This is a genomic window from Olivibacter ginsenosidimutans (assembly GCF_039542865.1).
Lineage (GTDB): Bacteria > Bacteroidota > Bacteroidia > Sphingobacteriales > Sphingobacteriaceae > Olivibacter > Olivibacter ginsenosidimutans.
Window position 1 is genome coordinate 444,316 of sequence record NZ_BAABIQ010000043.1, and the last position, 21,811, is coordinate 466,126.

The window sequence follows — 21,811 nt, forward strand, 5'->3', positions numbered from 1 at the left end:
ATTAAGTTTGTATAGCACTAACTATTTTGGCAATCAAATTGTTTAGGAAGAACGGTAAAATATCTTTGCTGGAGCTGTTGTCTTCTCGGCCTTCCCCTTCGAGAAAGGGCTACATTCGATATAACGGTAACGGAGCTAGATAACCTATAGCCAAAAGAAAGGAACAACAATGAAATTTAAATTATCATCCGCATATGTACCAACTGGCGATCAACCAGAGGCTATCCGACAATTGGTGGAAGGGGTGGTGGCTGGCGAGCATTACCAAACATTATTAGGAGTAACCGGCTCAGGTAAAACGTTTACCATTGCCAACGTCATTGAGCAAACCCAACGTCCTACCTTGATTTTAAGCCATAATAAGACATTAGCGGCGCAGCTATACGGAGAGATGAAACAATTTTTTCCTGAAAATGCGATAAACTATTTTGTGTCCTATTATGATTATTATCAGCCGGAAGCCTATATCGCGAGCTCTAATACCTATATTGAAAAGGATTTACAAATCAATGATGAGATTGAGAAGTTACGTTTGCGCACGACATCGGCCTTGATGTCTGGCAGACGAGATATTGTCGTGGTATCATCCATTTCCTGTATCTATGGTATGGGAAATCCGGAAGACTTCTCCCGATCTATTTTTCGCTTCGGTGTAGGGACTGCTATCAGTCGTAATGCTTTTCTACACCGGTTGGTTGAAATTTTATATGCTCGTACCACAGCAGACTTTAAACGCGGCACTTTTAGGGTTAAAGGCGATACGGTGGATGTATTTCCAGCGTATATGGATGACGCCTATCGTATTACTTTCTTCGGTGATGAAATTGAAGAGCTGAGCATCATCGATCCGGTTTCGGGAAAGACTTTGGAGAAGATGGAAACCTTGGCTTTATTCCCGGCAAACCTCTTCGTTACCCCTAAAGAGAAGTTCACGCAGTCTATTTTTGCTATCCAAGATGAACTGATTCAGCGAAAAGAGCAGCTGGTGCATGATGGGCGAATGCTGGAAGCAAAGCGTTTGGAAGAGAGGGTCAATTATGATTTGGAAATGATGCGGGAGTTGGGTTATTGTAGTGGAATCGAAAACTATTCACGCTTTTTCGATGGTCGCCAACCGGGTATGCGTCCGTTCTGTTTGTTAGATTACTTTCCAGATGATTACTTGATGGTGATTGATGAAAGTCATGTTACCGTACCCCAAATACGGGCGATGTATGGCGGTGACCGTTCTCGTAAAATATCCTTGGTAGAATATGGTTTCCGTTTACCGGCAGCATTAGATAACAGGCCACTTAACTTTCAGGAGTTTGAATCATTGGCTCCGCAAACGATTTATGTGAGTGCTACACCAGGTGATTATGAGTTGCAGCAAACAGAAGGTGTTGTGGTGGAACAAGTTATCCGACCAACTGGATTGTTGGACCCGACCATTGAAATTCGGCCGGTGATTAATCAGGTCGATGATTTACTGGATGAAGTAGACAAGGTTACGAAAGAAGGCGGACGGGTGCTAGTGACCACCCTGACTAAACGGATGTCGGAAGAATTAACCAAATATATGACACGTTTGGGTATCCGAGTGCGTTATATCCATTCTGAAATAAAAACCTTAGAGCGTGTAGAAATCCTAAGAGGATTGCGTTTAGGCGAATTCGACGTGTTAGTCGGTATCAACTTACTTCGGGAAGGGCTTGATTTGCCCGAAGTGACACTCGTGGCCATCTTAGATGCCGACAAAGAGGGATTTTTACGGTCGCAAACTTCCCTAATTCAAACCATTGGTAGGGCAGCGAGAAATGATAAAGGACGGGTAATTATGTATGCCGATGGCATTACCGATAGTATGCGTGCAACGATTGATGAAACCAACCGAAGAAGGGAAAAACAAATGCACTACAATGAAGAACATGGCATTGTGCCCAAGACAGTTGGAAAGTCGCGCGAGGCTATTATGGAACAAACGTCTGTTGCTGATTTTAAAGGGGGAGCCGCTAAAGCTTATGTTGACCCTGATCCAGCTAGTAGTGTGGCAGCTGATCCGGTAGTACAGTATATGAGTAAAGGTCAACTGCAGCAGGCCATTGATACCGCCAGGAGGGCGATGGAGAGAGCAGCAAAAGATATGGATTTTCTACAAGCGGCTAAGTTAAGGGATGAAATGTTTGCGCTGGAAAAAACGATGAAAGAAAAGTATGGGAAGGAGTAAGGTAGAAGGAGGTAAGGTATAAAGCTTATACCCTACGCCTTATACCTTTTAACCTATTAAAAACAGTATTTAAACGTCAAGCCAAACCGGCCTGCTTCAAAGTTGCTTCCATGGGTTAAGATCCAAGATGGTCTCCAATCAAAGCCTACTGCAATTGGAGCCTGAGGAACCTTAAATTCTAATCCGGCCTGAGGACGAAGCCCGAAATCTGTTTCGCCATCCCCAAAATAAGCTTGAGGGCCAACACCGATATTCCATAATAAACCACCCGCATTGGGAATTGCCTTGTTGTAAGAATACTCTACGCCGACGATCGTTATGCTATTTCCAAACAGCACCATCGCTTGACCGGCATCATTTGCTGAGAAAAAATGTTTAACGTGCGGGCCAACATAAGTACCGCCGTTACCTAAGTCCAGAAATAGGCCAAAGGCATTGTTGTAAGGCGCTCCGCTTTGGGCAGATGCCTTCTGGAAAGCCGTGCTTACCAAAAGAACGGCTAATGCTAAAACAAGGATAGAACGTTTCATTTCTTGATTGTTAATTTTGTTTAATAATCGTTGCAGCAAAAGTAAAAATTTATTTTCAGTTAATCATCCCCCTTTCGGGGGAAATTTTTCTAGCGGTTTTCCACTATATTATAAAACTCATTGCTTTTTACTTTAAAGAATGAATAAATTTGTTTAATCCGATATAGGAAGAAGTTAAATGACGAACTGTTTCATTAGTTCGTGGACAATATGAAGGTGAATATTTAATTCATCAATAGCAGAGATCGCTTCTTTTTAGGAGAGATAGGTAGGAGAAATAGGATTTTGCAATGGGAGTTTTTATCTTTTCGACTTTTGTGTTGCTGGTATTTAGCCTTGGATATGGTATTTATTACCATAAGCAACGTATGGCAGAACAGGAGAGAAAGTTGCGTATAACACAGCATCAGCAGCAGAGGCAAGAAGAACAGATGCATTATTTTCAGGCTATGGTACAAGGACAGGAACGGGAACGGAAACGCTTGGCAATTGATTTACACGACCGTCTGGGAGGTCTGTTAGCAAATATTAAACTCTTACTGTCTAAAAACCCTAATAGCCCTCTAACTCCTGAATTGCTCCATCAACGACAGACCGCTTTAGTAAAACTAGATACTGCCGTTAATGAACTACGTAGAATTGCCCGAAATATGATGCCTGAAACGCTGCTGCGCTTCGGTCTAGTGGCAGCTCTGCGCGACTTTTGTGAAGATCTGGAGCACCAGGGCATCAATATTGTCTTGCAGACCTATGATTTTTCTCCGGACATTGATAAGCAGCAACAGATTACCCTTTACCGTATTTTACAGGAACTGATCAACAATGCGGTTAAACATGCGCATGCGCAATATATATTGGTTCAGTGTATGCAAAATGACGATAAGATTTACTTGACGGTAGAGGATGATGGAAAGGGTTTTGATGTAGAAAAAGAAGCAGATAAAAAAGGAACAGGTTTTTATACGATAAAAAACCGGGTTGCTTATTTGAACGGGCAACTCGATATCCAATCGGAACCTAAGGTAGGAACGACGATTACCATTGAATTTAATCTCCAATCGGATGCAACAGATATCCTTACTTATTGTTGATGATCATCCCATCGTATTGGAAGGGATGAAGGCACTGCTGGTCGATCATGCATCGGTCCTGGTTAAAGCGTGCTGTATAGATGGTCAAAGTACCTTAGCCTTTCTAAAACAGGATGCTGTTGATGTTATTTTGTTGGATATTAATCTGCCCGATATAAGTGGTATAGACCTTTGTAAGGAAATCCGGTCGAGTTATCCCGATACACATGTTATCGCCATCAGTAATTATAACGAACGTAGTATGATTACCAAAATGCTGCAGAACGGTGCTTCAGGATATATCCTGAAAAATGCTGGAGCTGATGAGATTATAGAGGCTATTACTACCGTCGTTTATAATGGGAATACCTTTTTTAGTCCAGAAGTACAAAAAGCTTTAGTAGAGGCTGCCCTAGAAGATCCATTGCATTTGCCTAAACTCACCCGCAGGGAGCAGGAAGTCCTTCGTTGTATTGCTGCGGGGAAAACAACTGCTGAAATTGGGGATAGCTTGTTTATTAGTCCGCATACCGTAGAAACCCACAGACGAAACCTTATGCAAAAATTTGATGTATCCAATGCGGCAGCATTGATTCGAATAGCTACCCAGTATGAACTGATTTAGGGAGCAGTTACCTTGAAAGTGTCGTCAACTTTAGAAACCTTTCCAAAAGGAGCCTTGGTAGAATGGTAAAATAAACATATCCATCCCTCTGCCGCTGCTTGATTGCCATATTCTTCCCGTAGGTGCATAGCCTTTTTACCGTCATAATCGTATTTAGCCGCAAACTTATGTAGGAGCTGTTCGGGTTCGGGAAGTTCATCACCTCCAAAAAAATAATGCTCATCACCTTCTGTTATATGAAAAACTTGATGAAACGCTGTGTGCCCACCACTGTGTTCATAACGGATTTCGTTATTGATATGGCCATCTCCTTCAACTAAATGCAGGTTGCCGCTGCGCTGAAGGACGTCAAATACCGCTGTTTTATACGAATTGGAGGTGCTACTATAGGCATTTTCCCATTCACCACGTGCTACAATATATTCTGCTTGGGGAAAAGCCAATTGAAGCTTTCCGTCTTTTTCCAGTACCATGCCACTGGCATGATCTTGATGGAGGTGGGAAAGCAATACCAAATTTACGTCGCTGGGATTAAAACCTGCTTTTTTTATGTTTTGATGCAAAATAAATTCTCCTGCTGAATTGGTATAACCCAAGCCAGTATCCAATAAAACCAAATCTTTAGCAGTTTTGATTAAAAAGGGGTGTATGTGAATAAACAAGGAACCCTTCCGATCCTTTTTATCATCTTTTGCGGGATCGAAAGGAATGAATTTTTTACTACTGTCTACTGAATAAGAACCTTCGTATAAAGAGAATGCTTGCATGTATAAAGTAAAATTAAAAATTCAAAAGTAAAAAGCTATAGGCCATAAGCCGTATGCCATAAGCATGCGCAACTCACAACTGAAAACAAGGTATCTCGCTACTTGTGTCTTATGTCTTGATACTGTATATTTACCCATTGAATTCGAACAAAGGTATGCAAAAAAGGTGGGTAGAGCAGAATCCGGTAAACCATAATTCGGTCATTTCATTGGCCAAGGCACTTAACATCAATGAAGTATTGGCCAGCTTATTGGTTCAACGTGGTGTACATGATTTTGAAGAGGCACGGAGATTCTTTAGGCCAAGCTTATCCCATTTGCACAATCCTTTTCTCATGAAAGATATGGATGTGGCTATCCGCCGCATTGAAAAGGCCATTGGCATGAAGGAGCATATCTTAATCTATGGGGATTATGATGTAGATGGTACAACAGCTGTGGCAGTGCTTTACAGTTTTTTAAAACGATTCTATAATCATATTGGCTATTACATTCCTGATCGTTATAAGGAAGGGTACGGTATCTCCTTTCAGGGGATAGATTATGCTAAAGCGCATCAATATTCGTTAATCATTGCACTGGATTGCGGTATTAAATCCATTGATAAAGTGGCCTATGCTAAAGCAAAGGGAATAGATTTTATCATAGGCGATCATCATACGCCGAGTGAGCAATTACCAGACGCTATTGCAGTGCTCGATCCCAAGCGGAAAGATTGCGCCTATCCTTATAAAGAATTGTCTGGATGCGGTATAGCATTTAAAATTATTCAGGCCTTCACGAAAACCAATCATCTAGACGATGCCGAAGCTCACCAGTACCTAGATCTAGTGGCGGTGAGTATTGCATCCGATATTGTACCGGTTACGGGTGAAAATAGGGTGTTGGCGCATTTTGGGCTCAAAAAATTAAATAATAATCCATGTTTTGGTCTACAGGCATTGATCAATCTTTCATCTAAGGTTGGTGAGCTAAATTTAACCGATGTGATTTTTCAGATCGGGCCGCGGATTAATGCCGCAGGGAGAATAGAGCATGCAAAGGATGCGGTGAAATTACTCTTGGCAAAAAGTGCAGAGGAAGCTAAAAATTGTTGTGCATTGGTTGATGTACAAAATATGCAGCGAAAAGATTTTGATGCCAAAATAACAGCGGAAGCGCTTTCGCTAATTCAAGAAAGTGAACAACTGGTAAAGAAAAAAACAACTGTTGTTTATCAGGAAGACTGGCACAAAGGGGTGATTGGCATTGTGGCCTCACGACTGACTGAAAAATACTATAGGCCTACCATTGTATTGACCAAATCGAACGATTATGTAGCTGGATCAGCGCGATCGGTTGCGGGCTTTGATTTATACGAGGCCTTGTTGGCATGCAGCGATTTACTGGAACAGTTCGGGGGGCATAAATATGCTGCTGGCTTAACCATGAAAGCAGAAAATATTTCCGCTTTACAGTTACGCTTCGAAGAAGTTGTTGCACAGCGTATTCGTCCGGAATTATTAGAGCCTGAAATTCAGATCGATGCCCAACTGAACTTGGCCGACATTACACCAAAATTCTTTCGGATATTGCATCAGTTTGCACCTTTTGGACCCGAAAATAACGCCCCCGTATTTTTGGCTAAAAACTTATATGTTAAGGGAATGGCCAATTTGGTAGGGGTTAATCACTTGAAAATGTTTGTTACACAGGAAGATGCTCCGGTTTTTGATAGCATAGGTTTTGGCTTAGGTGAATATTTGCCGCAGCTTAACCGGGGCTTACCTTTCAATGCTTGTTTTACCATAGAAGAAAATGTATGGCGGGAAAGACGCGCTATTCAGCTGAATATAAAAGGGATTAGATTGATGAGTTAGTTATTAGTTTTTAGTTATTGGTTATTAGTAAATATCAAACAGAACACGTACAACTAATAACGGACAACTAATAACGAACAACTAATAACGAACAACTAATAACGAACAACGAAATAGCATGATACTAAAAGCAGAACACCTTGTTAAAAAATATAAACAACGGACTGTCGTGAACGATGTGTCCTTTCACGTAGAGCAGGGAGAAATTGTTGGTCTACTTGGGCCGAATGGGGCAGGAAAAACGACGTCGTTTTATATGATTGTCGGGCTAATTAAGCCTAATGAAGGACATGTTTATCTGGAAGATGAGGAAATTACCGAAGATCCGATGTATAGACGTGCGCAAAAAGGGATTGGTTATTTGGCTCAGGAAGCATCAGTTTTCCGAAAGCTATCGGTAGAGGATAATATCATGGCGGTGCTGGAGATTCACCATTCGGATAAAGAGGTGAGGCAACAGAAGTTAGAGGAGCTCATTAATGAATTCAGCTTAAACCGAGTCCGTAAGAACAGAGGCGATCTACTTTCAGGGGGTGAGCGGCGACGTACAGAAATAGCGCGTGCCTTAGCGGCAAGTCCACATTTTATTTTATTGGATGAACCTTTTGCTGGTGTAGACCCCATTGCCGTGGAAGAAATACAGACCATTGTTCATAAACTGAAACATCGGAATATTGGCATTTTGATTACCGATCATAACGTGCAGGAAACGCTTTCTATAACAGATCGTGCCTATTTATTAACAGAGGGAAAGATCATGCTAACAGGTACACCGGAAGAGATTGCAGTCAATGAAATGGCCCGTACTTATTATTTGGGAAGACACTTTGAACTGCGAAGGAAGAAACTGGTTGAGTGAACAGTTGCGAGTTACAGTTCCAACACACAACTAAAAAAACAATCAATAATTTTTAGTAGTTTCGTCCTGAAACCGTGATAGGGGACTGAATCAAAAATGGCAATTGTAAATTCAATCATCAACTGGATCATGAAAAAGCGGATCCACCAAATCGAGCTTTTCATGAAATATCCGCATGAAGTTCAAGAGGAGTGGTTTCACAGCCTCATTACTACGGCGCAGGCAACAGTATGGGGGAGGAAGTATGGCTATGAATCGATTGATACCATCGATACATTTAAAGAACGGATACCCATTCAAGATTACAACAGCTTAAAACCCTATATTGACCGGATGATTGCCGGCGAGCAAAATTTGCTTTGGCCCTCTGATATTAAATGGTTTGCCAAATCATCAGGTACAACGGCTGATCGGAGCAAATTTATTCCCGTTAGTGAGGAAGCCTTAGAAGATTGCCACTTTCAAGGCGGAAAAGATTTATTGACCATTTATTGCCACAATAAACCGGATGCAAAGGTGTTTACGGGTAAAGGCGTGGTGTTAGGCGGCAGCCACAAAATCAACCAAGAAGGTAATGGCGAGTCTATTTCGGGCGATCTTTCGGCTATTTTGATCCGTAATTTGCCATTTTGGGCTGAAATGTACCGCATCCCAGATCTAGAGACTACTCTTAATCCCAACTTTGAAGAAAAAATTGAGCGTGTAGCTCATTTGGTTATTCAGGAAAATGTAACGAATCTATCGGGTGTACCTACGTGGAATGTGGTGTTAGCAAAGCGTGTATTAGAGATTACCAAAAAAGATCATCTGCTGGAAGTTTGGCCAAACCTAGAACTTTATCTACATGGTGGAGTTAGTTTCAAACCATATAAAGAACAATTTAAGAAACTGATTCCTTCTGATAATATGTATTACCTGGAAAATTATAATGCTTCTGAGGGGTATTTTGGTATTCAGGATCGTTTAGATGCAGATGACCTCTTGCTGATGCTCGATTACGGTGTTTATTATGAATTTCTTCCGGTAGAACAGTTGCATGACGAGCATCCCAAAACCCTCAGCTTAGATCAGGTAGAACTGCATAAACAGTATGCCCTCATTATCTCTACCAATGCGGGATTATGGCGGTATATGATTGGTGATACCATTAAATTTACAACACTCAATCCGTATCGCATCCAAATTACTGGACGGACGAAACAATATATTAATGCTTTTGGCGAAGAGTTAATCGTTGATAATGCAGATAGCGGTTTAGAAGAGGCTTGCCGCTTAACGGATGCGCTTGTTAAGGATTACACTGCTGGTCCGGTTTATTTTAATGGGAATGAAGCAGGAGCCCATGAATGGATTATTGAATTTGAACGGGAGCCGAACGATATTCCGAGATTTAAGCAGGTGCTAGACGAGAAACTCCGCGAACTCAATTCGGATTACGATGCAAAACGATTTCGGAATTTGGCATTAAAAGAACCGATTATTCATATCGCTCCCCCTGGAATTTTTTATCAATGGATGAAAAGCAGAGGCAAGCTGGGTGGACAAAATAAAGTCCCTCGATTAGCGAACGACCGGACTTATCTGGATAGCGTGTTGCCTTTGCTTAAGTTGTAAGTTATGCGTTGCCAGTTGCGCGTAATACGCACAACTCCTAAATCCGTCCCTTCGCTTTAATCTCCAAGTATTTATTAATGGTATTCACAGTCAGATGTTCTGGAGGTGTGAGTACCGATTGGATACCATGTCTTGCCAGTTCTCGCACAATGAGCTGTTTTTCGTAAACAAACTTTTCGGCGATGGTTTTTAGATAGATACCCTCAATATCATGTGCTTTATCTAAGCTTAGTGCGGTGAGTTCGGTGTTTTCAAAGAAAATAACCACCAGCAAATGAAATTGGGCGATCTTTTTTAGATAGGGAAGCTGTCTGTTTAAGGCAGATATGCTTTCAAAATTGCTAAATAGAATAACCAAGCTGCGTTGCCTTAAGGTATGCCTGATAGCGCTATACAAGGCTTCCATATTGGTTTCCAAATACCGGGTTTTCTCTTTATAGAGGGTCTCCATGATGTAATGGAGCTGTGTAGGTCGCCTATCTGCAGGAACAATACGACCAATTTGCTCGGAAACGGTAATCAAACCGGCTTTATCTTCTTTCTTTAAAGCAATATTGGAAAGAACTAAGGAGGCATTAATGGCGTAGTCTAATAAACTTAAACCATTAAAAGGCATCTTCATGGTACGCGATTTATCTAGAACACAATAAATATGTTGGGAACGCTCATCAACATAGGCATTGACCATCAGATTACCGTGTCTGGCAGTAGCCTTCCAGTTTAAAGTGCGGTAATCATCTCCAGGAACATAAGTTTTGATCTGCTCAAATTCCATACTATGTCCTAACCTGCGGATTTTTTTTAATCCATAATCGGTTAAACGATTAGAAATAGCCATCACTTCATAGCGTCGCATTTGTAAAAATGAAGGGTAGACTGGTACATCTACCGCTGCTTCCTGATTAAATCGGCGTTCTACAAAACTGATGGGTGATTGTACATAATTTCGGATTTTCCCAAAAGCATAGACTCCCCGTTTTACTGGTCGTAATGTGTAGGTCAAGGTTTTCTTTTCTTTTGGCCCTAACGCCAACGAAAACCAAACGTCACGACGCTGGAATTGATGGGGGATCTCATCAATGATGCCTAGTTTTACCGGAAATGGATAGTGGTTTTGTAGGATTAAAACAATATCATTTTCATCGCTATTGCTCAATTTAGAAGGACAAATGCGGGAACTTTCCACTTTTCCTTTTGGGGAGGCAAATAATAAAAGGATATCAGTGAAAAACAATAGGACTACACTTATCGCTACAATGGTTGGAATAAATCCTAACCAAGGGAAAAAATAGCTTAATAAAAACAAGGAAGCAGTGGTTCCTAAAGCGATAAAGAACCTGCTACCTAAAAAGAGATCGGTATAGAACAAACGAAAAAAACGCATTACCTCGGTACCTCAATATTCTTAATCAGTTGACGGATAATATCGTCTGGAGTAATGCCTTCCATTTCCTTTTCGGGGGTAAGCATTATGCGGTGTCGTAATACCGGAGGAGCAACTTTAATAATATCCTCAGGGGTCACAAAATCCCGATTGCTTATAGCGGCAATTGCTTTGGCGCTATTGATGATAGCCAAAGAAGCCCGTGGAGACCCCCCTAGAAAAAGCGCTTTATTATTGCGTGTTTGATATACAATCTTCGCCACAAACTCCAGCAGCTTTTCCTCAACATGTAGATTTTTAACGGTATTTCTAAACTGCTGGATTTGCTGTATATTTAATACTGGTTTAGCATCCAGTAGTTTTTCATCGGTACTCAGGCGATGATGCAGCGTGAGTAATTGGGTTTCTTCGACAAGGGAAGGATAGCCCACTTCAATTTTGAATAAAAAGCGATCAAGTTGTGCTTCAGGCAGTCGGTAGGTGCCTTCTTGTTCAACCGGATTTTGTGTGGCCAGTACGATAAAAGGTTCTTCCATGGGGTAGGTTACGCCATCCATCGTTACTTGACGCTCTTCCATTACTTCAAATAAAGCCGCTTGTGTTTTTGCTGGTGCCCGGTTGATTTCATCGACAAGCACAATATTGCCGAAAACCGGTCCCTTTTTGTACTCAAATATGCCTTGTTGCGGATGAAAAATGGATGTTCCCAAAACGTCAGAAGGCATTAAATCTGGCGTAAATTGTATCCGGCTGAACTGCGCATCGACACATTTCGCCAGCAGCTTTGCGGTAAGCGTCTTAGCGACCCCGGGAACACCCTCTATTAATACATGTCCGTTAGCTAAGATGCTGGCAATCAATAGCTCGATTAGATTATGCTGTCCAATGACTATGCGGCCTATGTTCGATCTAATCTGTTCAACAGCTTCATTAAGTCCGCTTAAATCGGTGCGCTGCTCGAAAAATTCTTGTTCCATACTATTCCAGATTGTTCGTAAAATTGTTCTATGTTTTCATTTAATGCCATTAATTCCTGGTCGCTTAAATATTTTCCACGATTAATAGCATTGATTTCCTTTAAAAGCTTATCGATAATTTCTTCTTCTACCCCTGATCGGTTAATTAGGCTTTCTCTAAACTCTGCATCCAATTCGCTGGTTTTTAGTCGATAATGGTTTCTGATAAAATGAAGTAAATAAATGACTTTCTTATGGACAATATCTTTATTATCCCGTTGTTGGTAATAGACGCCTCCTACCACCTTCGCGAAGTCTACGCTGGTGTTTTTCATCGGGTCCTCTACAGGAATAATCCGTTGCCTACGCTTGCTATTGTATATGACAAAAAGGACTAAACTGGCCAATAGGAGATAATAAGCCCACTTTAGTGGTGGATTACTAAATATAACGCGGAAAAAAGATCGATCACCATAGGCTCCAAGCGCTTGATACTGGTCAAAAATAAGGGTCTTTTTTGTCGGCAGGTACGCTAAAGCCTGTGCAGCAAATTCGGCTCCATCTGGACTTAAAAGCGCATAATTACTAAAAAAATCAGGTGAAGCAGTGAGGTATAGATGGCCTTTCCCAAAGGTGTAACGGATAAATAGGGCTTGATCCTTGTTGTTCTTAGCTAGGACGGTAGTTCGCAAGGTATCAAATTTACTGAAATAAGTAGCGCCAAGCCCTCGCTTAAATCGGTATTCCTTCTCTGGGTGGAGTGAGGGGTTGACAAAATGAAAGCGTAAACTGTCTTTAGCAATAAGAACGGCGTTGAGTTGTATCGCTAATTTAAGCGAATCTAAGAAAGCGTAATTATATCCCTTCGCTGCGATAAATACATCATGACCTTGATTTAAAAAGGTTTTCATTTGATCAAAGTCGGTAGCAGATATATTGACATTTGGCGAAATAATCAATACGCTTGCCCTACCGGCATGTGTTAACGTTTCGTAAATGGATTGTCTGCTAGGTTTGATACCTTTTTGGAAGAGTTGTGGTAATTCATGGTAAAGTACATAGGTGCCAAAAGGTATCTTATCTGCTTTATCGTAGGTTGGTGTCCAATTGATTGGTTGTGGTTTGTTGTATTCCACCAATAAATAAACGGCTAGAAGCGAACAGGCAATGATGAGGTATAGCTTTAAATCTTTCATAGCCGTGTTTATTAATTGCGTATTTGTTGGTAAAAGGAAGTAAAATCGTCATGGATATGCCCGAAATCCTGTTTTTGAATAGGGAAGCCACCATACCAAATGTATTCAAACTGTCCGGTCAATTGTGCGAAATTCTTTTTGAGGGGCGTTTCATGGAGCTCCTGCAGATAAGCGTGATTTGTTTTGCCCGGTTGCCAGTCAATCAATTGTCGATCGGTTAGGCCCTTTAAGCTCTGCAAATAAAGTAGGCGTACGGCCAAGCGAAAATTTCCCGCTTGTATTGCTTGCTTAAGTTCTTCTTCAAAATTGATGATATGGATATTTTCCTCGTTCTCGAAAGCAGTTGGATCTCCCAGTGTTTTGGACTTTCTGAAGATATGCATCAAATCCATGCCTGAAAGTTTGTATATGAGTAATAGTAAAGCAAAAACACCCGCAAATATGAGTAGCCATTTTAGGGCGATAGCTGAGCCTTTGCTGGCAAAAATACGCTGTAATAATTGATAGAACCAATGTTTCAGCTGTTGCCACCAACCTATTGGTACAATGTTTTCCTCATAATTGAAAGTCGGATCATGCTTATAAACCGCCAGCGATTCTTTCGAAATACTTCGAAGATCAACCATAGAAGAGTCGCTTTGGACAGTAAGGGGCTTTTTTACCGTTTTTCCCTTCTCGTCTGAAGCAGTTTGTGCAGATCCCGGAAGCGTACCGAAAATAAAGAAAAGGATAATAAGCGCAATACGCATAGCCAAACCAATATTAGTATTCCTCTTTAGGCCATTCATTTGTAGAAGGACCATCATGGTTCCCAAAATTATCAATGCGTTCCAATAATCCACCCCCCTCTTTTTCTTCACTTAAACTAAAATACCAGAGGGCACAAACAATTGCCGGTAAAATATAAAATAACTGCGCCAAGCCGCTTAAGATCGAACTAAAAATACTTCCAACTAAGGTTAGTTTGGGTGAGTTTTGCAAGAATACAGCCCCTAAACTCATTAAAGCAGATGGAATACCAAGAATTCCAGCACAGCAGTAGGTAATAATAATAGCGACTAGAATAAGTCCAAAGGTGCGCCACCAATTGTCTTTGATTAGAGCCGAGCTTCTCGAAAAAGCGGTTACCATCCCCTTGTTTTCGAAAACCATAACAGGGAGTGCAATAGAAGTTAAGGGAAAGAGATAAACCCCTGGAATCAAACAAAAAAAGATAGCCAGAAGTACCAAAATTCCGAAAAGGATAGAAGCAATAAAAAATTCGACAATGTGACGTTTAAAAAGCTCCCAAACCTGTTCAACACGCGGTGCTGTATTGCCGTTTTCCTTATAGAGCTTAATAAAGCAATTGATTACCAGTGAGATGGCACTAACGCTTAACATGGTAAAGAGAATAACTAAAAAGTATTCCACGCCAAAAGAGTAAGTGGCAAATTCGGAGGCGTACGTGTTATCCTGTCCGGCTGTTTTTACCAAACCAATAAACTTAACCATTTTTAGCTGCTGCAAGACATTCGATGCTATTGACGCTAAAATAAAAAAGCCACAGATGTAGATCAATGGTGTTAACAATGCTTTAAAGTTCTGCTTGATAAAGGTGAAGCAATCGTTAATGGTCTCACTGAAATCCCTTACTTTTCTAAATTCAATTTTTTCCTCATTTATTTTGTTCATATTGGGAGGTTTTATATAGTTTATAAGGATAGATGAGTACATACCAAAGGATAAACAATAATGACGCAATCAGAATAAAAACACTGAGCCAGGTAGGCATTTCCGTATGGCGTGTGACAAAAGATTCTAAGATAGCGGCTAAAATAAAAATAGGGACTAGACCAACGATAATCTTGAGGCCGTCTTTTGCCCCCCGCTTAAATGAAAGGAGCCTGCTATAGGTTTTGGGAAATAAAAGCCCATTACCCAGTATCAAACCTGCTGTTCCTGAAAGAACGATGGCCGAAATTTCAAGGGTGCCGTGGATCCAGATCACCAAGACGGAGGCCATCCCCAGCCCCTTACTAAAAAAGTAATATTGGAAAGAACCCAGCATAACGCCATTGTACAGCAGCACGACTACCGTTCCAACAGAACAAAATATGCCCATCACAAAAGCAATACAAGAGACTTTAATATTATTCAAAGCAATCATTAAGAACATCATAAACGGATTCATTTCTTTGTATACGCCGAACGGATCGCCCTTATCAATATTGGCATTGGTCATGTCTACATAGTTATCGCCTAAAATTAGGCGGACAAACGATTCGTCTTTGGCAGCAGAAAATGCGCCGACAATAGCGAAGAAAGTAAAAAATAGAAAAGCATATAGTAATTGATTGCGGTATTGGTAAAAGATAAGGGGCAATTCTGTTTTCCAGAAGGTGGAGAATCGACTCAGTTTTTCCTTTTTGTTAAGATATAGGGATTGATGCAGCCGCGCCGCAAGTCCGTTGAGGTACGCCGTAGTCTTAGATTTAGGATAGAACGTTTTGGCATAGGCTAAGTCATCCGTAATTTCAATAAAGCGTTCAGCCAACTCGTCCGGATGCGTAGCCGGTACTTTTTCGTAGGTTTCCCATTTGTTATTGTTCTGTTTAACAAATAATGCTTCTCGCATGCCTTTAAATTAATTGGATGAGTTATTCATTTCCCTTTATGAAGGAGCAATAAAAATAATAAAATAAATGACTATCTGGAAGTTTACCTAAAAACACGCTACCCTTGCCTGTGTGGTATTTAAATGTAAACCCTTCCATCATAGTTATAAGGGGTTAAAATTGTTTTTTAGAGAACCATCCTCATCCGTAGCAACCATGGCATAGTGACGGGGAAGGAACCATTTTAGATGTGACTGCAAGGCCTCAAAGCGCTCCTGTCCTACTTTTTTGGGTGTTAAGTTAGTAACCAGTTCCTGTAATACGTCATCGCCATACTGCCGTGTCATCAAGGCAATTTTAGTATCCCGAATACCCTGTTTTTCGAGAAATTGACGGATAATAAGTCGTGCTGGCCCAGGTAAAAACGCTTCAGATGGTTGACCCATGAGCACCTTTTCTTGCCGTTGGATGACTTCCTCTTTCGGAAGTTGAACAGGAGACGAGGTGGTATAAAATTCGCCTCTTACCGCAAAATTCACAAGATCTCCATAGGTAAATACCCAATCGGGCTGCGCCTTCTGCGCGTTGATGACGATACCTATTCCCCTGTTCAGAATAAAATCGGAGACGATGTGTCGCACAACATAACATTGAAAGGGCTTATTTGGTGTAGGTATCTGTAATTGGAAATACGGGAATCCATCTGGTCCCTGAATGATCTGGGGTTCACCGCAAGCAAAGCTGGCGTCGCTAACATTGGTGCTAAATTCATTGTTCCACGCTTCATCACGGGCCGCCCGATCAACCTCGAATAAAGTTGCCAATACCGCTGTCTTTTCCAGATCACCATAATATCCCTCTTTTGCTGTGGTTACGGATCTGTCTGTACCTTTTTCAGTAGGCTTCTTCTTAAAATTAAATAATCCCATTTGTGGCAGTTTATAACGTTATTTCTGATGATATATTCTTTCCGTTAAATTCATTTCCGCTGCACTTTTCCTAACTAGCGGAAAAGTGCAGCGGAAAGAATTGGATAAGCGTTACAGGAATACTCATCGTTAAAAATTCTCGAATGAATCGATCAAAACTACGGCAATATCTATTAAATAAATATCCCCGAAAACAATGGTTTTCGGAAAAATGAAAACTATGTCCAAATCAACCCCTTTAAAAGTCTATTTTACACCTGTTTAAAGCGGTAATTCAACAATATTTTTGTAGTGTTTATTTAATAAGTACTAAAATTTAAGTCATGAAAGATCAAAGTTTTGTAACTACCACGCTTGTAAAACAATCCCCAGAAGAAGTCTTGGCTGCTATCGGCAACGTTCGCGGCTGGTGGTCAAAAAATATCGAAGGAAGCACCGATAGGGTGAATAGTGAATTCATCTACCGAGATCAATACCTCACCGTCAAAATGAAAATCGTCCAGTTTTCACCCAAAAAAGTTGTTTGGGATGTAGTAGAGAGTTATAACACTTTTTTTGGCGCTTCGTATGAAAGGGAATGGGATGGTACACAAATCATTTTTGATATCATTAACACCGATGACATGACCCAATTAACATTCACGCATGCCGGACTCGTTCCGCAATTTGAATGTTTCACGGTTTGCTCTAGTTCCTGGGACTATTTTATAACGACAAGTCTGAAAAGTTTGATAGAAACGGGAAAAGGGAAAGACATTTCAAAAGATGAAGATTCATATATGACCTCTTTTGTCGTCGATCAAACACCAAAGGAAGTCTATGACGCTGTAAACAATGTTCGTGGGTGGTGGTCTGAAGAAATTGAAGGGAAGACGAACGAGCTTCATGCTGTATTTTTTTATCACTACAAGGATGTTCATTTAGTCAAAATGGAGATTGTTGAACTCATTCCTGAACAGAAGGTCGTATGGTTTGTGAAGGATAACTATTTCAATTTTGTAAAAGACATAACAGAGTGGAAAGGAACCAAAATTGTTTTTAAAATAGCAAAAGTAGGCGATAAAACCCAACTGACTTTCACCCATCATGGCCTTGTAGAGGAATATGAATGTTTTGACGTTTGCAGGGATGCTTGGACCAGCTATATTCAGGGCAGCTTAAAAAATTTAATCACGACAGGAAAGGGACAACCTAATGCAAAAGAAGGAGGACTCAGTGCTGAACTCATAGCGCAATGGGGCTTACCTGAAAAATAGATCATGGTGAAGGGCACGACAAATCCGTTATTGGGAAGACAAAGGAATCATCACCAGTTTAACCGAAGAAGAAGGTAAAAATAGGCGGTATGATTGCAAAAATATCAAGAAAATGTTGCTAATCAAAGAACTTTTGGATGAGGGGTATACGTTAGATGCATCTGCAGAGAAAGTGAAAAAGCGTATGGAAATGATTGAGGAAACGCTTAACAAGCTAAAAAAATAATCCCAATACAAATAGAAAAACTTGTTTTATTTTTCTTTATTGACGAATAGTATATTTTTATATTTCCCGATTATCAGCTATTTTAGCAGCAATGAACCAAGTCAGCGTAATTACCTCCCAGAATATCAGTATTGATTATGATGTTGCCGGATTGGGCGAGCGCATTGCCGCCCGCATTATAGATTATTTACTGTTCTTTTGTATCTACCTATTAGCGGTACTTATCGTTGTTTCTTTAGGTCAGATTTTTAGCAATACAACAATGGTAGTCTTGTTGGTCGTATATGGTTTACTGTTTGTCTTCTATGATTTGTTATGCGAAACACTGTTCAATGGACAGAGTATCGGTAAGCGTTTGTTAAAAATTAAGGTAATCAGTTTGGATGGTTACCAACCTAGTTTAGGACAGTATTTTTTACGCTGGTTATTCCGTTTGGTTGATTTTGTGTTGACTGCGCAAGTCGGAGGGTTAATCTGTGTCGCCGTTACTCCCAACAAGCAACGGATAGGAGATATCGTGGCGGGTACAACCTTGATTAGAACCGTTCCCCGTACGGCCTTGGAGGCTGTTGTATTTCGGCCACCAATCGAAGGAGATTCCTATACGCCCATTATTCCAGAAGTGATTCATCTGAGTGATCAGGATATTACGCTTATTCATGAGGTAATTGTTAACTTTAATAAATCTGGAAATAACCTGCTGGTGTACAAAATGGCGATGAAGGCTGCGGATGTAATGCAGGTGCGTATTCCTAACGGTATGGACGAATTAGCGTTTTTACAACAGGTTATTAAAGATTATAACCATGTTATGGCTAGCGGTTAGTTTGGTATCGGTATCCAACCCTACACCTTCTACCTCTTATAACGTCAAACTACTTATAACGATCTCATATTACCACATTTTCTGCACGTAAGCTGCAATAATAATACCACCTACTAAGCAGGAAAGGATAGTCGCAATTTTTTCGCTGTGATCAAATGTAACGTATCGTTTGAGCAGAAAGAAGGCACCTAAGAAAAGGAGCGGTATGGTTGGAGGATATTGTCGGATACTCGCTTCCCATTGGCCTTGGAAAAGCAGTAATAGGGCTCGTTGAAAACCGCAACCCGGACAGTCTATTCCGGTAATATACTTAAAAGGACAAGGTAAAAGATGGTGTTGTAGCCAGTGATAGATATCCTGGCTACTTACCCATAAAAAACTGATGCTCGAAACAACTTTATACGGTCGGATCCGTAGGCGTGTCATTAGGCGTATTGCTATTGTTGTTATTGTTGTCGAACGGATTTTTGTATTGCTTAAATTGATTAAACGAATTTTGCCCTTGTGCTTCTGCGGCTGTTGGACCAATATAACGGTCGCTTCCAAAGCCAATCATTGGATAGATAATGAATGGGAAAAGTAACGCTAGAATAGTATAGACCGTATCCTTTCCGAAACTTTTCATCAATAGATTAGTGACCCATACAACAACCACGATATTGATACAAGGAATTAAAAAACCAATGATCCACCATAAAGGTTTTCCTACGATTTCTAACATAATAATAATGTTGTAAATAGGAATAATAGCTGCCCACCCTGGTTTTCCGGCTTTTTCAAACATCTTCCATAAACCAGCAATCATTAGTACAATAACTGCTAAATAAATAATACCGCCCACTATGCCCACTCCAGCCAGAAATCCTGAGCCCACAGACTCGCTGTAATCATAATTGTCCATAAGAATTTTAATTTAAGTGATCAACCTTGTTTATTGTTAATTAAGTGTTCTAATCGGCCCATTCTGCTAAGCGTAAAAATTAACAGAAAATTAATTTTGGTTAGATAACCTAGTCAAATATAAAACAAGCTTTGCATAAAACCTAAAAAATGTAGCGCGAGAGAAATTTTTTTAGGAAAATAGTAATAGTTTCCATCACCTCTACCTTAATTGTGTGCGGGCAACAAATTAGGAAAAAACAAGTTTTCTCTCTATCTTTAACAAGATTGTCCTCATCTATAATAAAAACTACCAGTTATTATGAAGCAAACAACGTCTATTCCGTCAACAGACACTTTTAAGATTGCGCTGATAACAAGTGTTATCGTTATCATGATGCAAATTTTAATGAATAATCTCGAAGAAGTTTTAAGAAGCTTCCTGAAGTGTCTTGGCCTGTAAGGAACGTGATGTGCCTATGTGGGGCAGTAGTCACTATCCTGTTCGTATCTCTGCGGCAAAAAAACAACTATATTTTCGAATGAAATGAGCAGAATATAGCTTAACTTCGTGTCGTATTGATATGAAAAAGGAGCAAATTTCAATTTTTGATATTTTCAAAATCGGCGTGGGGCCATCAAGTTCACATACCTTGGGGCCTTGGCGTGCAGCCCAAAAATTTGTATGGAAATTAGAAGAAGAGGGGCGATTGGCAGATACAGAGGTGGTGAAGATTTTGCTTTACGGTTCACTTGCTAAAACGGGTAAAGGCCATGGTACGGATGTGGCTATTTTATTGGGTTTAAGTGGTGATGATCCCGTAACGTTTGATGTAAACCAAATCCAATCCAAGGTAGAGGCTATCAAAGCAAGTCATCAACTTATATTGCAGGGAAAACATACCATTACATTCGACTACGCCGATGACCTACTTTTTTTGTATACCGAAAGTTTACCTTTTCACCCCAATGCGGTTACTTTTCAAGCGTTTTTTCACGATGGTACGGCGCATTCTGAGACGTATTACTCCGTAGGAGGAGGGTTTGTGGTACAAGAACATCAAGATAGCTTAGATCGGGAGGAGGTAGATCTCCCTTTTCCTGTTCAAACCGCCAAAGATTTGTTGATGTGGTGTATGCGTACCGGATTAAAAGTCTCGGAAGTGGTGATGGAAAATGAACATGCCTGGCGTAGTGAAGAGGAAACGGACAGCGGGGTGCTGAAATTATTTTATACCATTCGGGATTGCATTTATCGAGGTTGCCATACAACGGGTGTCTTGCCAGGAGGTTTACATGTAGAACGTAGAGCGGCCAATCTGAATAAAAGGTTGCTCAACGGACAAGCGTATACTGATTATGAAACGTGGATGGAGGCGATCCGTAAGGGTGGAAGCTCTTTCCGTTATACCTTGGATTGGGTCAGTTGTTTTGCATTAGCAGTGAATGAAGAAAACGCATCTTTTGGCCGGGTAGTTACGGCGCCAACCAATGGTGCGGCGGGCGTTATCCCGGCGGTATTACAATACTACCTGATTTTTTGTAATGGGTATCATCAGGCCAATATTTTACAATTTATAGCCACTGCTTCTGAAATTGGCAGTATTTTCAAAAAAGGGTCCACCATATCCGCAGCCATGGGAGGATGTCAGGCAGAGATTGGCGTTTCATCGGCGATGGCGGCTGCAGCGCTGACCGAATGTTTAGGAGGCTCGCAGCGACAGGTTTTGATGGCAGCGGAAATTGCTATGGAACACCATTTGGGGTTGACCTGCGATCCTATCGGCGGTTTGGTGCAGGTACCCTGTATTGAACGGAACACGATGGGGGCCATCAAAGCGATTACGGCTTCCCAGTTAGCACTGCAATCCAATCCGGATAAGGCTAAAGTGAGTTTGGATGCCGTGGTACATACGATGTGGGAAACGGCTTTAGATATGAATGTTAAATATAAAGAAACTTCTGATGGGGGCTTGGCTACGAATATTCCGTTGAGTTTGCCAGAATGTTAACCGATCACTTTTTTCTAGTG

At 40.8% G+C, this 21,811-nt stretch carries 21 protein-coding genes; 10 read left to right on the forward strand and 11 right to left on the reverse strand.

All coding sequences use genetic code 11. The annotated features are described in order from the left end of the window. The first annotated feature begins 169 nt into the window (after nucleotides 1-169). Nucleotides 170-2,206, forward strand: a complete 2,037-nt coding sequence (gene uvrB, locus ABD930_RS19360) for an excinuclease ABC subunit UvrB (RefSeq protein WP_345234402.1) — start codon at nucleotides 170-172, stop codon at nucleotides 2,204-2,206. 56 nt (nucleotides 2,207-2,262) lie between these two features. Here uvrB and ABD930_RS19365 read toward each other — a convergent pair whose 3' ends face one another. Next, entirely contained in the window at nucleotides 2,263-2,736 is a 474-nt protein-coding gene (locus ABD930_RS19365; RefSeq protein ID WP_345234403.1) for a hypothetical protein, read from the reverse strand. 290 nt (nucleotides 2,737-3,026) lie between these two features. Here ABD930_RS19365 and ABD930_RS19370 point away from each other — a divergent pair, with 290 nt between their 5' ends. Beyond that, nucleotides 3,027-3,827 (forward strand): sensor histidine kinase, encoded by an 801-nt coding sequence (locus ABD930_RS19370; protein WP_345234405.1) that lies wholly within the window; start codon nucleotides 3,027-3,029, stop codon nucleotides 3,825-3,827. Beyond that, nucleotides 3,799-4,431: a response regulator gene (locus ABD930_RS19375; RefSeq protein WP_345234407.1), complete on the forward strand. Its 633-nt coding sequence runs from the start codon at nucleotides 3,799-3,801 to the stop codon at nucleotides 4,429-4,431. The genes ABD930_RS19370 and ABD930_RS19375 overlap by 29 nt, the downstream gene beginning before the upstream one ends. On the opposite strand, the gene ABD930_RS19380 is transcribed toward ABD930_RS19375, so the two are convergent. Then, complete coding sequence (locus ABD930_RS19380) at nucleotides 4,428-5,198, reverse strand: MBL fold metallo-hydrolase (protein WP_345234409.1); 771 nt, start codon at nucleotides 5,196-5,198, stop codon at nucleotides 4,428-4,430. The genes ABD930_RS19375 and ABD930_RS19380 overlap by 4 nt on opposite strands. Before the next feature lie 155 nt (nucleotides 5,199-5,353). Here ABD930_RS19380 and recJ point away from each other — a divergent pair, with 155 nt between their 5' ends. The 3 genes from recJ (at nucleotide 5,354) to ABD930_RS19395 (ending at nucleotide 9,530) form a co-directional block, all read left to right on the forward strand. Further along, nucleotides 5,354-7,057 (forward strand): single-stranded-DNA-specific exonuclease RecJ, encoded by a 1,704-nt coding sequence (gene recJ / locus ABD930_RS19385; RefSeq protein WP_345234411.1) that lies wholly within the window; start codon nucleotides 5,354-5,356, stop codon nucleotides 7,055-7,057. 118 nt (nucleotides 7,058-7,175) lie between these two features. After that, nucleotides 7,176-7,916 carry an LPS export ABC transporter ATP-binding protein gene (lptB, locus tag ABD930_RS19390; protein ID WP_345234413.1) on the forward strand — a complete coding sequence of 247 codons (741 nt, stop codon included), beginning with the start codon at nucleotides 7,176-7,178 and terminating at the stop codon, nucleotides 7,914-7,916. A gap of 96 nt (nucleotides 7,917-8,012) precedes the next feature. Continuing rightward, nucleotides 8,013-9,530 carry a GH3 auxin-responsive promoter family protein gene (locus tag ABD930_RS19395; protein WP_345234415.1) on the forward strand — a complete coding sequence of 506 codons (1,518 nt, stop codon included), beginning with the start codon at nucleotides 8,013-8,015 and terminating at the stop codon, nucleotides 9,528-9,530. 37 nt (nucleotides 9,531-9,567) lie between these two features. Here the strand turns inward: ABD930_RS19395 and ABD930_RS19400 are convergent, their stop codons facing one another. The 7 genes from ABD930_RS19400 to ABD930_RS19430 all read right to left on the reverse strand — a co-directional run bounded on the left by ABD930_RS19400 (nucleotide 9,568) and on the right by ABD930_RS19430 (nucleotide 16,592). After that, on the reverse strand, nucleotides 9,568-10,914 hold the full coding sequence (locus ABD930_RS19400; RefSeq protein ID WP_345234417.1) for a DUF58 domain-containing protein: 1,347 nt from the start codon (nucleotides 10,912-10,914) through the stop codon (nucleotides 9,568-9,570). Next, a complete protein-coding gene (locus tag ABD930_RS19405) occupies nucleotides 10,914-11,891 on the reverse strand; it encodes an AAA family ATPase (RefSeq protein ID WP_345234418.1) in 978 nt (325 codons plus the stop codon). The genes ABD930_RS19400 and ABD930_RS19405 overlap by 1 nt, the downstream gene beginning before the upstream one ends. Beyond that, the gene (locus ABD930_RS19410; protein WP_345234420.1) at nucleotides 11,855-13,066 is read right to left on the reverse strand and encodes a DUF4350 domain-containing protein; all 1,212 of its coding nucleotides are present in this window, start codon (nucleotides 13,064-13,066) and stop codon (nucleotides 11,855-11,857) included. Before ABD930_RS19410 ends, ABD930_RS19405 begins: the two co-directional genes overlap by 37 nt. A gap of 11 nt (nucleotides 13,067-13,077) precedes the next feature. Next, nucleotides 13,078-13,872 (reverse strand): DUF4129 domain-containing protein, encoded by a 795-nt coding sequence (locus tag ABD930_RS19415; protein WP_345234422.1) that lies wholly within the window; start codon nucleotides 13,870-13,872, stop codon nucleotides 13,078-13,080. After that, nucleotides 13,829-14,740, reverse strand: coding sequence for a hypothetical protein (locus tag ABD930_RS19420; protein ID WP_345234424.1), 912 nt, complete (start codon nucleotides 14,738-14,740; stop codon nucleotides 13,829-13,831). Before ABD930_RS19420 ends, ABD930_RS19415 begins: the two co-directional genes overlap by 44 nt. After that, complete coding sequence (locus ABD930_RS19425) at nucleotides 14,724-15,683, reverse strand: stage II sporulation protein M (protein ID WP_345234426.1); 960 nt, start codon at nucleotides 15,681-15,683, stop codon at nucleotides 14,724-14,726. Before ABD930_RS19425 ends, ABD930_RS19420 begins: the two co-directional genes overlap by 17 nt. Before the next feature lie 144 nt (nucleotides 15,684-15,827). After that, nucleotides 15,828-16,592 carry a hypothetical protein gene (locus ABD930_RS19430; protein ID WP_345234428.1) on the reverse strand — a complete coding sequence of 255 codons (765 nt, stop codon included), beginning with the start codon at nucleotides 16,590-16,592 and terminating at the stop codon, nucleotides 15,828-15,830. A gap of 323 nt (nucleotides 16,593-16,915) precedes the next feature. Here ABD930_RS19430 and ABD930_RS19435 point away from each other — a divergent pair, with 323 nt between their 5' ends. The 3 genes from ABD930_RS19435 (at nucleotide 16,916) to ABD930_RS19445 (ending at nucleotide 18,900) form a co-directional block, all read left to right on the forward strand. Then, nucleotides 16,916-17,848, forward strand: a complete 933-nt coding sequence (locus ABD930_RS19435; RefSeq protein ID WP_345234430.1) for an SRPBCC family protein — start codon at nucleotides 16,916-16,918, stop codon at nucleotides 17,846-17,848. A 22-nt stretch (nucleotides 17,849-17,870) separates the two neighbouring features. Further along, nucleotides 17,871-18,074: a MerR family transcriptional regulator gene (locus ABD930_RS19440; protein WP_345234499.1), complete on the forward strand. Its 204-nt coding sequence runs from the start codon at nucleotides 17,871-17,873 to the stop codon at nucleotides 18,072-18,074. Between the two features lie 91 nt (nucleotides 18,075-18,165). Continuing rightward, on the forward strand, nucleotides 18,166-18,900 hold the full coding sequence (locus ABD930_RS19445; RefSeq protein ID WP_345234432.1) for an RDD family protein: 735 nt from the start codon (nucleotides 18,166-18,168) through the stop codon (nucleotides 18,898-18,900). Nucleotides 18,901-18,969: 69 nt separating this feature from the next. On the opposite strand, the gene ABD930_RS19450 is transcribed toward ABD930_RS19445, so the two are convergent. Beyond that, nucleotides 18,970-19,326 carry a DUF2752 domain-containing protein gene (locus tag ABD930_RS19450; RefSeq protein WP_345234438.1) on the reverse strand — a complete coding sequence of 119 codons (357 nt, stop codon included), beginning with the start codon at nucleotides 19,324-19,326 and terminating at the stop codon, nucleotides 18,970-18,972. After that, nucleotides 19,298-19,801: a DUF5684 domain-containing protein gene (locus tag ABD930_RS19455; RefSeq protein ID WP_345234440.1), complete on the reverse strand. Its 504-nt coding sequence runs from the start codon at nucleotides 19,799-19,801 to the stop codon at nucleotides 19,298-19,300. Before ABD930_RS19455 ends, ABD930_RS19450 begins: the two co-directional genes overlap by 29 nt. Nucleotides 19,802-20,363: 562 nt before the next feature. Between ABD930_RS19455 and ABD930_RS19460 the strand changes: the two genes are divergently transcribed. Next, nucleotides 20,364-21,791 (forward strand): L-serine ammonia-lyase, encoded by a 1,428-nt coding sequence (locus tag ABD930_RS19460; protein ID WP_345234442.1) that lies wholly within the window; start codon nucleotides 20,364-20,366, stop codon nucleotides 21,789-21,791. The last annotated feature ends 20 nt before the right edge of the window (nucleotides 21,792-21,811 follow it).